The sequence below is a fragment of the Mesorhizobium sp. WSM4841 genome (assembly GCF_055811515.1).
Window position 1 is genome coordinate 18,379 of record NZ_JBVVQC010000027.1, and the last position, 13,011, is coordinate 31,389.

13 protein-coding genes and 3 pseudogenes are annotated in these 13,011 nt (G+C 59.0%); 5 read left to right on the forward strand and 11 right to left on the reverse strand.

Annotated features, from left to right (window positions below; genetic code table 11):
- Window positions 1-349 precede the first annotated feature (349 nt).
- From AC0L14_RS25560 to AC0L14_RS25600, 9 genes and pseudogenes are all read right to left on the reverse strand, one after another.
- Window positions 350-691, reverse strand: coding sequence for a transposase (locus AC0L14_RS25560; RefSeq protein WP_473751129.1), 342 nt, complete (start codon window positions 689-691; stop codon window positions 350-352).
- 270 nt (window positions 692-961) lie between these two features.
- Window positions 962-1,537, reverse strand: a complete 576-nt coding sequence (locus AC0L14_RS25565) for a GNAT family N-acetyltransferase (RefSeq protein ID WP_473751130.1) — start codon at window positions 1,535-1,537, stop codon at window positions 962-964.
- A 259-nt stretch (window positions 1,538-1,796) separates the two neighbouring features.
- Window positions 1,797-2,887: pseudogene (locus tag AC0L14_RS25570) on the reverse strand (IS3 family transposase).
- Window positions 2,888-3,389: 502 nt separating this feature from the next.
- Window positions 3,390-4,790 (reverse strand): CapA family protein, encoded by a 1,401-nt coding sequence (locus AC0L14_RS25575; RefSeq protein ID WP_473751131.1) that lies wholly within the window; start codon window positions 4,788-4,790, stop codon window positions 3,390-3,392.
- A gap of 7 nt (window positions 4,791-4,797) precedes the next feature.
- Window positions 4,798-5,853 carry an ABC transporter ATP-binding protein gene (locus AC0L14_RS25580; RefSeq protein ID WP_473751187.1) on the reverse strand — a complete coding sequence of 352 codons (1,056 nt, stop codon included), beginning with the start codon at window positions 5,851-5,853 and terminating at the stop codon, window positions 4,798-4,800.
- Window positions 5,850-6,857 (reverse strand): ABC transporter ATP-binding protein, encoded by a 1,008-nt coding sequence (locus AC0L14_RS25585; RefSeq protein WP_473751188.1) that lies wholly within the window; start codon window positions 6,855-6,857, stop codon window positions 5,850-5,852. Before AC0L14_RS25585 ends, AC0L14_RS25580 begins: the two co-directional genes overlap by 4 nt.
- Window position 6,858: 1 nt before the next feature.
- Window positions 6,859-7,740 (reverse strand): ABC transporter permease, encoded by an 882-nt coding sequence (locus AC0L14_RS25590; protein ID WP_473751132.1) that lies wholly within the window; start codon window positions 7,738-7,740, stop codon window positions 6,859-6,861.
- Window position 7,741: 1 nt separating this feature from the next.
- A complete protein-coding gene (locus AC0L14_RS25595) occupies window positions 7,742-8,683 on the reverse strand; it encodes an ABC transporter permease (RefSeq protein WP_473751189.1) in 942 nt (313 codons plus the stop codon).
- Between the two features lie 5 nt (window positions 8,684-8,688).
- Entirely contained in the window at window positions 8,689-10,287 is a 1,599-nt protein-coding gene (locus AC0L14_RS25600) for an ABC transporter substrate-binding protein (protein WP_473751133.1), read from the reverse strand.
- 554 nt (window positions 10,288-10,841) lie between these two features.
- Here AC0L14_RS25600 and AC0L14_RS25605 point away from each other — a divergent pair.
- Window positions 10,842-11,084 (forward strand): annotated as a pseudogene (locus tag AC0L14_RS25605) (IS5/IS1182 family transposase); the annotation flags it as partial.
- Here the strand turns inward: AC0L14_RS25605 and AC0L14_RS25610 are convergent.
- Window positions 11,030-11,332 (reverse strand): annotated as a pseudogene (locus tag AC0L14_RS25610) (ATP-binding protein); the annotation flags it as partial. The pseudogenes AC0L14_RS25605 and AC0L14_RS25610 sit on opposite strands and share 55 nt — an antisense overlap.
- Before the next feature lie 311 nt (window positions 11,333-11,643).
- Between AC0L14_RS25610 and AC0L14_RS25615 the strand changes: the two are divergent.
- The 4 genes from AC0L14_RS25615 to AC0L14_RS25630 all read left to right on the forward strand — a co-directional run bounded on the left by AC0L14_RS25615 (window position 11,644) and on the right by AC0L14_RS25630 (window position 12,545).
- Window positions 11,644-11,817 (forward strand): hypothetical protein, encoded by a 174-nt coding sequence (locus tag AC0L14_RS25615; RefSeq protein ID WP_473751134.1) that lies wholly within the window; start codon window positions 11,644-11,646, stop codon window positions 11,815-11,817.
- Window positions 11,801-12,091 (forward strand): recombinase family protein, encoded by a 291-nt coding sequence (locus AC0L14_RS25620; RefSeq protein WP_473751135.1) that lies wholly within the window; start codon window positions 11,801-11,803, stop codon window positions 12,089-12,091. Before AC0L14_RS25615 ends, AC0L14_RS25620 begins: the two co-directional genes overlap by 17 nt.
- Window positions 12,072-12,251, forward strand: coding sequence for a hypothetical protein (locus AC0L14_RS25625; RefSeq protein ID WP_473751136.1), 180 nt, complete (start codon window positions 12,072-12,074; stop codon window positions 12,249-12,251). Before AC0L14_RS25620 ends, AC0L14_RS25625 begins: the two co-directional genes overlap by 20 nt.
- A gap of 123 nt (window positions 12,252-12,374) precedes the next feature.
- Window positions 12,375-12,545, forward strand: a complete 171-nt coding sequence (locus AC0L14_RS25630) for a hypothetical protein (protein ID WP_473751137.1) — start codon at window positions 12,375-12,377, stop codon at window positions 12,543-12,545.
- A 3-nt stretch (window positions 12,546-12,548) separates the two neighbouring features.
- Here the strand turns inward: AC0L14_RS25630 and AC0L14_RS25635 are convergent, their stop codons facing one another.
- Window positions 12,549-12,923, reverse strand: coding sequence for a transposase (locus AC0L14_RS25635; RefSeq protein WP_473751190.1), 375 nt, complete (start codon window positions 12,921-12,923; stop codon window positions 12,549-12,551).
- Window positions 12,924-13,011: the final 88 nt, after the last annotated feature.

Here is a 13,011-nt window from a genome sequence, read left to right on the forward strand (position 1 = left end):
GATGGCTGGCGCCCGCTCTAACGAAACTGCCGTCGCCGCGATCTCCCCTGATCTGTCTTTGCAAGCCAATTTCTAATCGATTCGGGCGGTGGGTCGGCAGTTTTAAAGGCAACCATGCCATGCGCAGTACATGCGAACTCCCACTCTGTCAGACACGTGTGATCTCGCCGGCCGGCGGGCCAAAAGCCCGTTGATTTATTGGGCGCCGGCGGCATTCTTGCCACGCGCGTAGCGGATCACCGAAGTCGCGCCGACCACCAGCAACGTTCGAATATAGCGATCTCCATCTTCGAGATCGAGCCGAGGCGTTCCTTGCCGCCGCTCGAGTTTTGTCGCGGCACAGGCCGAGCTAGGCGGCGAACTGTCGGCCAGAGGTGAAGTGAGAGGGATCGGTCACGGTTGCCACGACGGCGGTTGCGGTAATGAAGCCTACGCCCGGGATTCCCTCCAATCGTGGGTTGGCTTCGTTGGAGCGACGCCAGGCAATGAGTTCGACCTCGAGCACTTTGATCTGCGCCGGCAGTTTTACGAGCTGAGAGGCGAGCGGCAAGAGCGCGATACGCGCTAGTCCTGGTTGTGTGGTGTCTTTGTCTTTGGTGCCGATTATCGCCCCGATGAGCTCTCTTAGATGCTTGGCGCCTTGGGCGGCGATCAGACCAAATTCCGCCAAATGTCTGCGCAAAGCGTTCATCGCCTTTGTCCGCTGTCGCATGAGTAGGGCGCGTGTGCGGTCGAGCATGAGCACGGGCTCTCGAGCGGACCTTCGGCTGGATGACAAGATGGCGCGTCTGCTTTGTCCACATCCACAGCTTGAATCATAACCAAGCCTCAGACGGAACCCACAGCCAGTCGATTTCAAAGTGGTCTCTTAGGGGTGTCAAAGATTGCGCCAATCCCATCTACGTATAAGCAGCGTCAAAACAATTTTTTTCTGCTGACGACACTACTGCTTCCGAAAGAATTATGCCTCTTTGCTATCAAAAATAAGCAAATTCTCCGATTTTATGACCGTAGTTGGATAAACAGCTAAACGTATTCTCGTGGTTTTCTCGTCAACTGTTTCACCGATATATAAAAAGCCAATCTTCATATTTTTTATGAGCGAACGCACATTCTTTGGTCGAATGAATGCAGTCACTTTCTCGAACTTTAAGACCTCAAAAGCAAATTGGACTACTGCCCTGCCGGCCTCGACCGCGATCCCCTTCCCGGAGGCCGCAAGGTGGAGGCAGGTTACGATTTGCACGTTATTCGGATCTTCGGGAAGATGCCGGTCGCCGCACGTCAATCCACAATAACCAGCGAATTCTCTGGCTTGGCCTTCATCTTTGACGAACACCATCCATAAGCCGAAACGATGGTGCTGCCAATGATTGATGAACTGAAGCAGTGAAGCTCTCGACTGCTCAATCGTCGGATAGAATCCATCTCTGATGGCGTTTACCACGAACGGGTCGCTATGAAGTCCATGTAGCAGTAGCTCGTCGCTACGCGTCGGCGGCCTTAGGATGAGGCGCGGCGTTTCCAGGATATGCATGGGAAGATACCTTTTCTGAGCCGGCACTGATAATTGAGCGACACCCCACCATGATCTCCTGGAATGCTCGTTTCTTGGGTTAAGTTCTGAAAAATCTATGCAACACTCTTGTTTCGAAATGCTGAAAGTTTTTTAAATTCGCGGCGAAGATCGGCCATGGCACGCTGAGGATGTTGCTGAAGTCGCCAAGCAGATTGCATGTCTTGCCTGGGCGCGAGAAGTCGAGAAGGGGCCTGCAGCCGGTTTTTCGGACACGAGGTTAAGCTAGCATAGCTTGTTCCTCGAACTCGACGGGGCTCAGATAGCCGAGCGTCGAGTGCCTTCGCCGAGGGTTATAGAAGCGCTCGATGTAGTCGAACACATCCGCCCTCGCGTCATCCCTCGTCCTGTAGACCTTACGGGCTGTCCGCTCGGTCTTGAGCGACGAGAAAAAGCTCATCAGTCGCTGGAACTGCTCGCTCGTATATTGGGCGATCCCTGGTCGGAGTGGTGCAGCAGGCTGTCGGGCTTGCCTCTCCTCCAGATCGCCATGATGAGGGCGTCGGTGACGAGCTGCGCCGTCATCTCGGCCTTCATCGCCCACCCGACGACACGACGGGAGAACAGATCGACGACTGCGGCAACGTAGAGCCATCCTTCGGCGGTCAAGACGTAGGTAAAGTCCGCGATCCACTTCTGGTTCGGGGCCGATGCCTCGAAGCTGCGATCGAGGAGGTTGGCCGACACGGCGGCTCGCTCTCCGGTGTCCTTCGGCAGTCCGCGGCGCCGAGGCCGCACCGGGCCCGCAGCCCGTTCTCCCGCATCAGCCGTTCGATGCGATGCAGGCCGCAGGAAAGCCCCTCTGCCAGAACGTCGTGCCAGACCCGACGCGCGCCGTAGGTGCGGTCGCTGCTCTTGAAGCTTCGGTCGATCCTGGAAACGAGGATCTCGTCATGCCGGGAGCGAACGCTGGGGCTGCGGTTGAGCCAGGCATGGAAGCCCGAGCGGGACACATCCAGCGCACTGCACAGCCATGCCACCGGCCAGATGCCCCGGTGCCTCGCGATGAAAGCGAACCTCATGTCACTTCCCTCGCAAAGTAGGCTGCGGCCTTTTTTAGGATGTCGCGCTCCGCCTTCAGCTTCGCGACTTCCTTGCGCAGCCGGTCGATCTCCAACTGCTCGGGCTTCATCTGTCCGTGGCCGGGAAAGGCATGCTGCGGATCGGCCGATAGCTCGCGCACCCATTTGCGCAGCACATTCTCGGGAGACCGAGGTCGCGGGGCCGCCTGGGTCACCGCGACGCCCCCGATCCTTCACCAGCCTCACTGCCTCAAGCTTGAACTCGCGGGCTGAACTTCTTTCTTTGCATTTCCAACGCTCCAATTCCGTTAAACACCTTATCTCGGTGTCCACGAAACCGGCAGCAGGCCAAAGCCTTTGTGCAGACCGTAGGTGCTCTTCCAAGAGCTGACCGGCGACGCGTTCAGCTCGCGCTGGCGCCAAGTGACCTACTCCTCGATCCTTGGGCAGATTTCTAGCTGGTTTAAGCTACTGTCCGCGCCTGCTGATCAGTTTCGATGCGGTTGAAGTAAACTACGGCGGGCGGTTTCCCGCCATGCGGCGGCGTGGGCGGGCCGAAGACGTGGATCGCCTCGTTCTGAGCCTCGACTGCAGATTCCGACGTAAGCCGGCCGCCATTCCAAGTCGGCCAGTTTTCGGCACTGAAGATCGCCTCATTGGCCCGCCCGGCTCCGCTTTCCGCGTCTCATTGACAAGCTGCTCGGGTGCAGCACCCTGACCGACCAGCAGCGTCTCGATCTGCTGGAAATTTTCGAGAAACGCTATCGCCGGAAATCTACGCTGATCACCGATCAAAGTGATGCGCCTGGCATCCTTAATACTCCAACACCGTCATTGATGGAGATTTTAGTCCCAAACGGCTCCGAGAGTTTCTGCAAACGTTCCAGAATAGACCTCGCTTGCGCCCCGTTCACCAGCCGCGGGATGCCACGGTTAGCAAACCTCTCCGCATAGCCAAGCTCAATCGGATAGAGACGCAATTCAGCTAGCTGGTTTCTCTCAAATCGGCTGACGCTGATGATGCTTTCATAGAAGATCGGTGCGGCGAGCGCGCCCACAAAGCCGTCTGCCTTGGGATATCCTTTGGTCTCTTCGTCGACGGTCACCTCGGCATCTGTGTCGGTTCTTGGGTCTTTGCCGTAGAGGGCGAACATGTCAGCACCCACGGGCGTCCGGAGATCGTCGTAGAAGAAATTCCCCAAACTGTAGAGGATCGGCCGGCCCTTGTAGATTTCGATGCCTCTCAACAGGTGCGGCCCGTGTCCGACATATGCATCGGCTCCCGCTTCGATCATCTTACGCGCAAAGGATTGCTCGTAATCCGCCGGTTCTTGGCTCCAGTTTCCGGGCTCGTGACAATGATTTGTGACGATGCAGAAATCAGAGAATTGCTTGCCGCGGCGAACGTTTCGGAGAATATCAGCGACATCGCCCGCGTCGGGTTCGTAGCTATAACCGGCCTTGTCGCCCGATTTGAAACTCGCTCCGGCGAGCCCAACCCGGTTCAAGTCCTTATAGTCGGGACTTGGATTGGGCAGAGAATCCCGCACTTGCCGCAAATTTTCGAGCATCGTCGTTGGCACCACGATGCTTTCTGCCAAACGAAGAGCATAGAGTCCCGGCCTGCCCGGCGCTTCACCGGCGGGATCGCACGCGCGGGACATCGGCGTGAAGGACGTAGTAAATGACACGAGCGCGACCCGCCCCCGCGCCGTCTCCAGAAAGCGGGCGGCGCCGGCTGCCGCAAGGCTCTCACCCGCACCCGCATGGATGATTCCGCTTTCATCGAGGATACGGCCGGTCTCGCGCATCCCTTCGAGGCCCCAGTCAAGTGTATGGTTATTTGCCCGCCCCATGATGTTGAAGCCCATCGTCTTCAGGTCAGGTCCGACCTCTGGAAGGCTGATGTGGTACGCACCGCCATGCTCGGCCTGTGGACTTCCCTTGAAGGACCGGATATCGAAGATAAGCGTTTCCATGTTGCCGAATGTTGCATCGCCCTTGCGAAGGATCTCGGCAATTGCTTCGAAGCCGGGGTGGTGGCCTTTCATCAGCGGCCGGGCTACGATGAGGTCGCCGACTGCCACCATCGTGAAGCCGTCCGCAACGTTCGTTTCGATCGAGCCGACCGAATCGTAGCCATCAGCCCGCCGGGCTGGGTGAGAACCGTTGTCGTGTGAATTTTCTTCCACTGCTTCCTCAATAGGTTGACTGCTTAATGGACCGCCGGACTGTCGTGGCCGAGACATTCGGCGCTTCAGCCAGCTGGCCCGGGATGTCTGTAGCCGGAGCTCGCACATGACAGGCCACGAGGCGCCCATCTGCCAGCGGCACCAAAGGTGGTAGCTCCATGCGGCACCGCGCCACGGCAAGTGGACAGCGCGGGTGGAACGCGCACCCACTCGGCGGATTGATGGGGCTTGGCACCTCGCCCTCGAGGGGCACCTCCAGCCGAACCCGCGTCGGATCCGGCACTGGCGCAGCCGCGATAAGCGCCTCGGTGTAGGGATGGACAGGTTTCGCGAAGAGCGCCTCGCTCGGGGCGAGCTCCACAATCCGCCCCAAATACATGACGGCGACGCGATGCGCGATATGCTCTACGACGCCGAGGTCATGCGAGATGAAGACGAAGGCGATACCCATCTGCCGCTGAAGATCCAGAAGCAGGTTCAAGATTTGTGCCTGCACGGACACGTCAAGGGCTGACACCGCCTCGTCGGCGATGATGAGCGAGGGGTTAAGCGACAGGGCCCGGGCAATGCCGAGCCGCTGGCGCTGGCCGCCCGACAATTCGGAAGGGAGCCTGTGCATCATCTCGGGCGACATTCCGACTTTTCTGAGAAGGTCCGCGGCGAGCGCGTTGCGCTGCTTCCGGCTGAGACGTTCAAAATTCTCGACAGGCTCCGTAACAATTTGCCCGGCAGTAAGGCGCGGGTTCAGCGATGAGTAGGGATCCTGAAACACCATCTGCATCCGACGGCGCCAGGCGTGAAGAGCGTGTTTCTTGAGGCCTGCAATGTCGGTGCCGTCGATCAGCACTCGCCCGCTAGTCGGCTGCACGAGCCGCATCAGGAGCCGCGCTACGGTCGACTTGCCGCAGCCGGATTCGCCGACGATGCAAAGCGTCTCGCCCGCCTCGACGGAAAAGGATACATCCTCCACCGCCCGGATCACCGGAATGCTTTTCTTGAAGATTCCCGCACCGAGCGGATAATGCTTGGTCAGATTCTCGACTTTCAGCAAAGGACCACTCATGCGCCCACCACCTCTTCGGCGCGCCAGCAAGCTGCGGCGTGGCTCAACCCGATATCACGTAGGATCGGTGTCTTCTCGCGGCAAATATCGATTGCGAAACGGCAGCGAGGCGCAAAGCTGCAGCCGACAATGGGCTCGCGCAGGCTAGGCACGATGCCGGGGATTTCTGGAAGGCGGCGCTGACGGCCGCGCCGCCGGTCAGGCACCGATCGCATCAGGCCTTGGGTATAGGGGTGCGCGGGACGCGCGAACAGATCTATTACGTTCGCTTGTTCTACGATCTGGCCCGCATACATGACAATCACGCGTTGGCATGTCTCGGCTACCACACCCAGGTCATGCGTGATGAACATGACGGCCGTTCCCATGCGCTCCTTCAGATCGACGATCAGCCGCAGGATCTGTGCCTGAATGGTGACGTCGAGCGCAGTCGTCGGCTCATCGGCAATTAACAATTCCGGCGAGCAGGCAAGGGCCATGGCAATCATGGCGCGCTGGCGCATGCCGCCTGACATTTCGTGGGGATAGTTTTTGACGCGGCGCTCGGGGTCCGCGATGCGGACGAGACGTAGCATCTCTTCGGCCTTCGCCATGGCAACGGACCGCGAGGCCTTGGTGTGGATCTGCACCGCCTCGGCGATCTGGTGGCCGACTGTGTAGACGGGGTTCAGGCTCGTCATCGGCTCCTGGAAGATCATGGCGATCTGGTCGCCGCGGATATGTCGCATCTCCCGATCGCTCAGCTCGAGGAGGTCGCGTCCGCGAAAGCGGACCTCGCCACCAATAGTCCTTGCGGTCAGTTTCGGCAGCAGGCGAAGGATGGAGAGGGCGGTGACGCTCTTTCCGCATCCGGATTCGCCGACGACGCCGAGCGTCTCGCCTTTCTTCACCTGGAAGCTGATGCCGCCCAAGGCGCGGGTGATGCTCTCTTCGCCGTAAAAATGAGTTTCCAGATTTCGGACGTCGAGAAGCACGTCGTTGCCTGCGGTTTGATGCATCTGCATGTTAGCGCCTCCGCTTCGCGCGGGGATCGAACAAGTCGCGCAGGCCGTCCCCAAGCAGGTTGACGGCAAGGACGGTGACGGCAAGGCAGATACCGGGGGCGAAGATCGTCAATGGCGCGATAGCGAGATACAGGCGCGAACTGGCGATCATGTTGCCCCAGCTCGGGATATCGGGCGGCACGCCCACGCCGAGGAAGCTCAGCCCCGCCTCCGTCAGGATCGCGCTGGCGCAGACAGTAGCTCCCTGGACCATCAGAGCTGGAATGGTGCTCGGCAGGATATGGCGCCAGAGCACCTTGGGCAGGCGCGCCCCGCCGCAGAGTGCGGCCTCCACATAGGGACGCTCGCGAACGCCTAGAACAACCGAACGAACCAGCCGCGCGACGGCTGGCGTCTCGGGGATCGCGATGGCCACAATGAGGATGCCGATGCTGGGGCCCGTCAGCGAGATGAGGGCAATCGCCAGCAGGATCGTCGGGATCGACATCAGGCCGTCCATGACCCTCATGACGACGTTGTCGAAGCTGCGGCTATAGCCGGCGATGACACCGATCAAAAGCCCAGCAATAGCCGCGCACGCCGCCGACAGCAGCCCTACCAGGAGAGAGATCCGGGCGCCGAAGATGGTTCGCGCAAACACATCCCGGCCCAGATTGTCGCTCCCGAACCACATTTCGGCCGAGGGCGGCTGGAGGCGCTTGAATGGATTTATGTTCACCGGGTCGCCGGCGTAAAGTGGGGCAGCGACCGCCAGAATGATCAGGTGGATGAGGAGGCCGCCGCCTATGAAGACCAGTGGGTGTCGCCTTGCCAGACGCGGAAGATCGGATAGCTGCAGCCGACCCATCGGCACGGCTTCAACTGGTGCGGAGATGAGCGTCATATCAGTACCGGATCCGGGGATCGATCAGCGTGTAGGCCAGATCGACCGTGAGATTGATAAGGACATACAGACCCGAAGTCAGGATGAGTACGCTCTGGATGATGGGATAGTCGCGATTGTTGATCGCATCCACAACCAGACGACCGATACCGGGTATGTTGAACACCGTCTCCGTGAGGACGACTCCGCCGATAAGATAGGCGAAGCTAATTCCGATGACGGTCAGGATCGGGACGCCGGCATTCTTCAACGCATGATGGAAAAGCATGGCATATGACGAAGCGCCCTTGGCGGCAGCCGTTCGCATGTAGTCTTCAGAAAGAACTTCCAGCATGCTCGCGCGCGTAATCCGGGCGATGAATGCGATGTAGGCAACACTTAAAGCAGTCGTTGGCAGGATCAGGTGCTCAAACCAGGGCCCGAGGCCTTGGCTAATGGACTTGTATCCCTGAACTGGCAACCAGTGTGCCCGCATTGCGAAGAAATAGACGAGAAAGTAGCCGACAACGAAGACGGGAACCGAAAATCCGAATGCCGAGAAGGCAGTGAGGACGCGATCTATTGGGCCGCCAGCGCGCCACGCAGCCAAGATGCCAAAGGATACGCCGATCGTGCCCGAAACGATCATAGTCAGGATTGACAAGGAAAGGGTCGGCTCGAGCCGCTGACCCATAAGTTCGAGAACCGGTCGTCCCGCAAAGATCGAGGTGCCGAAATCGCCGCGCAGCATGTCGCGCAACCAATGTATGAACTGAACCGGCATAGGATCGTTCAGTCCCAGCTTCTCGCGGATGCCGGCGATCATCTCCGCCGTCGCCGACTTGCCCGCAATCATCGCCGCCGGATCGCCCGGCGCCAGCCTGAGAAGCAGGAACACGAATACCCCGACCATCGCCATGACGGCGATAGTCGAAACCAACCTGCGAAGGACGTAAGCAGCCACAGTGCTCAGGCCTTCTGCATGTTCCACATCGGAACGACCTGCGGCATGCCGATAAGGCCGGTAAGCGTCTTGCGACGGGCCATCGGCGAGACATAGTGCCCCAACCGCACATCACCCACGAAGTCCCACCAGAGCCCCTGCATTTGGCGCGCCAGGGCCTTGCGCTCCTCAAGCGTTGCGACAGTTGCCCACTTTGCCCGCAGCGCCTCATATTCATCATTTTTCGGCCAGCCGTACCAGGCGCTCTCTCCGTTCGCGAGGAGAAGCGGGGTAGCTAGCGGATTGGCGAGGGAGAAATCCACCTCAGACGTAATGAACATGCTCCAGCCGCCATTCTCGACGGAATCCTTTTTTGCGCGGCGCGTCGAGAGCCCACCCCAGTCGCTGGGCGCAAGCTCGACATTGATCCCGATATTGTGCAGGGCCGCAGCAAGCAACTGCGAACCATCATTGCTAGGCGCCCAATCCGTTGCCTGCAGAACCACGATCTTTTCGCCCGCGTATCCGGCCTCCTTGAAGAGCTGTTTGGCCTTTTCTGGGTCGCCGCCCTTCTTGTACCAGTTCGTATTCTCATCGTTGGAATAGAGCGTATCGCCACCGAATATCGAAGTGACCGAGCGGCCATACTTCGGGGCCAGGACGTTCATGAACGCCTCCTGATCGATTAGCTGAAGCACCGCCTGCCGCGCCTTCACGTTGTCAAATGGCTTCTGGAGACAATTGAGGCGCAGCAACATGCTCTTGCCGGATTTGTCCAGCACATCGACCCCAAGGTTGGGATCGCTCTCGATGACCGACAATAGGTCGTTGGGCGGCTGCTCAACGTAATCGATCTCACCTGCCTGCAAAGCCGCGAATGCTGTCTGCGGGTCGGAGATATTATCCCAGGTTATACGATCGACTTTGACGATCTTACCGCCGGCCAATCCGTCCGCAGGCTCCTTGCGAGGAACGTATTTTTCATTTTTATCGTAAGTGTAGCTCGCGCCCGGCTTGACGAGAGCTTCATTGAACCTGAACGGCCCCGATCCGACATTCGTGGTCACCTGTTCGGTTGCCGGACGACTGGCATCTTTCTCGCGCATTATGAACAGGCACGGCGGTGTCAGATCCGCCAGAAGATCGATCAGAATGCCAAGCGGTTCCTTGAGGGAGATCACAAATGTCTTGTCGTCCTTCTTGGAGATGTCGCTTGCGCGCTCCATGATCAACTGTCCGCCTGGAGCTACTTGCCCCCAGCGACGGATCGAAGCCACACAGTCCCCCGCGGTGACGGGAGCGTCGTCGTGCCAAGCTAGGCCGTCCCGCAGTTCGAATGTGTAGGTCTTTTTGTCATCGGACACGCCCCACTTGCCGACCATTTGCGGCTGCGGCATGAACTTCGAGTCCACCCCGAACAGAGTATCGTAAATCGCCAAGCCGTGGTCAGCGGTGACGTTAGTCGCCGTAAAAATTGGATCGAAGATGCGCAGGTCACTTGCCTTGACCATACGCACCGTCGGTGTACTACCTGACGCGGCCTTTGCCCTTAGAACTGATGGGATCGATATAGCTGCTCCGGCGGCCAAGCCCGTCTTGATGAGATCGCGTCGAGAGATTGTCATATTCCAGTTCCCCTTTCGTGTTGGTGGCGCGTCGATCCACTCTTTCTACCAGCCCAAAAATTTCGTGCTGGTGGCGAATTTTTTTGCAGGTTTCGGTACCATTTTTTTCGGACGTATGGACAAAATGCGTCTATTCCGCGGTAAGCTTATTGAACTTAACACTCCGACGGACGCACCCGGCGATCAAATGCGGAATTGCTTGCACACTGAGCGCCATCACGTTCCCGAATTTGTTGCCCTTTCCATTAAGCGCCACCGTTAAGGCGATTGTGGATCGGGGGGAATTTTGCGTCAAATTCAGTTTGTGTATTGTCGTCATCTGGCGCCGAGATGGACCCGGTAACGCGTGGATTCCATACCTCGCGCCCGAACCCTTACGATGCCTGAACACCAGGTCGCGGGAATGAACTTCTAGCGCGCTGCGGCCCGATTAGGGAATTAGACATGGATCAATGCGCGTTGTTTGACGAGACCACGCGAACCTTGATGGACGGACTGCCTCCTGACACTCAGCCGAACAGAACTTCCAAACTTTGCGACAGATAATTTAATTGCGCTCAAAGGGTGGCCAGTTCGCCCTGCATGTAAAAGCGCTGCCCGGCAATCCCTATGATGGCCACACGCTCGCAGCGATCATCCCTGACATGGAAAAGACCATCGGCAACGAGATCAGCCGCGTTCTCGCCGACGCCGGCTATCGCGGCCACAATGCGCCGCAAAGTCATAAGTTCAGGGTCTTCTGGTCATGCCATCTGGCCACCGGGACCTGGGCGGTGATCAGGGTGGATTTGCGGCGATAGCGTTCCTCGACGATTTCGAACAGATGGAAACGCTGTTGGTCGGTGAGGGAGTGGGTTCCGAAGTCATCGAGGATGAGCAGTTGCGCGCGGGTGAGTTTGTCGATGAGGCGTGGGAAGCGGCCATCGAGACGGGCGAGCGCCAAATCCTCGAACAGGCGCGGCACGCGCACATAGAGCACGGGATGATCTAGCCGTGCCGCTTGCCGGCCGAAGGCGCAGGCCAGCCACGACTTGCCGGTTCCGGTCGAAACAGCTTCATACTGCCGGCTATCAGGGCTGCCGTGTTCGATTGTCCGCTATGTCTTTCATCCGCGCTGCGGTGAAGCTGTCGCGGTGACCGGTCGACAACGCTATCGCGGTGAAGTGCCGTTCATCATCCGGCAGCCAGACGGCACACTGGCGGTGGTGCCGGCCTGGATGATGTAGGACAGTGCGGCGACGATGGCTGTCAGTGATACACCGCGTCTGACGCTTTCATGCCTGCGCGATCTCCGTTCCGAACTCGATGCCTGCCTATGCTTGCTGCGCAACGACTCATGTCATGGAGGAGACGAGCATGCAGCGCAGGCAGCCCAGTTACCGCCAACCGGATCTGTTCGTCACCGAGCCGCCGCGAATGCCGCTGCCGCCCGAGCGGCAGAAGCGGCTTCTGCCGCTGATCGGCGCGCTCCTGAAGGAGTCCGCATCGACCCTGCCGGCGAGGCAGACGGACGATGAAGATCACGGTTGAGCATCTTGCGCGTGGGGCGTTCGTGTACGTCCGGCAATCCACCGCCGACCAGCTTGTAAAGAATCCCGAAAGCCGCCGGCGACAATATGGGTTGGCCGAACGTGCCCGCGCCCTTGGCTGGACGGACGTGACGGTCATCGACGAGGATCTCGGCCGTTCGGGATCGGGGATCAGCCGGCCGGGCTTCGAACGGCTGCTGGCGGCGATCTGCGAAGGCAGGGGTCGGTGCCGTTCTTGCCATCGAAGCCTCACGCTTGGCGCGCAATGGGCGTGACTGGCACACGCTGATCGAGTTCTGTGGTCTCGTCGGCACGCTGATCATCGATGAGGACGGCATCTATGAGCCGCGACATCCCAATGACCGGCTGCTGCTCGGCATGAAAGGGGACGATGAGCGAGCTCGAGCTGTCGATCTTGCGCGCCCGGTCGATTGAAGCCTTGAAGCAGAAGGCGCGCCGGGGGGAACTCTTCCTGACAGTGGCGGTCGGCTATGTGAGGGCGGGCCGCGACCGGATCGAAAAGGACGCCAATTTGCGCGTGCGCGAGGCGATCGCCTGGTGTTCTCCCGCTTCGCTGAGATGCAGAGCATCCGCCAGGTCCACCTCTCGTTGCGCAGCGACGGCATCGTGCTGCCTTGCGTCAGCCACTCGCGAGAGGGCGGCCGCGCTATCGTGTGGAAGCTGCCGGTCTACAACACGGTGCATCACATCCTGACTAGGGGCTGTTGAGAATCATCGGGAGTTGATGACGGCAGCGCATGCGTAGATCATCGCCGAGAAGTTGCGATCGGTTTTCTCGCTGCGCATTGCGATGCCTTTGAATTCTTTGAGCTTCGCGAAGAAGTTCTCGATGAGATGGCGCCATTTGTAGATTTCGGCGTCGATGCTGATGGGGTTTTTTCGCTGCGGACGTTGGGAGATGATGATCTTGGTTCCGCGTTGGTTCATCTCCTGGATGATCCAATTTGAATCGAAGGCCTTGTCGGCAAGGATGGTATCGAAACCGACGCCATCAATCAGCGGCGCAACACCGACTGTGTCATATCGGTTGCCTGGCAAAAGATGAAAGCGCACGAGATTGCCAAGAGCGTCGGTCAGGGCGAGGATTTTAGCTGCACCGTCTCAGACAATCCAGGCACGTCCGACGCACTTCCCGGTAGAATCCGCTGTACGCTATTTCTGTGCGGTCTGCCGT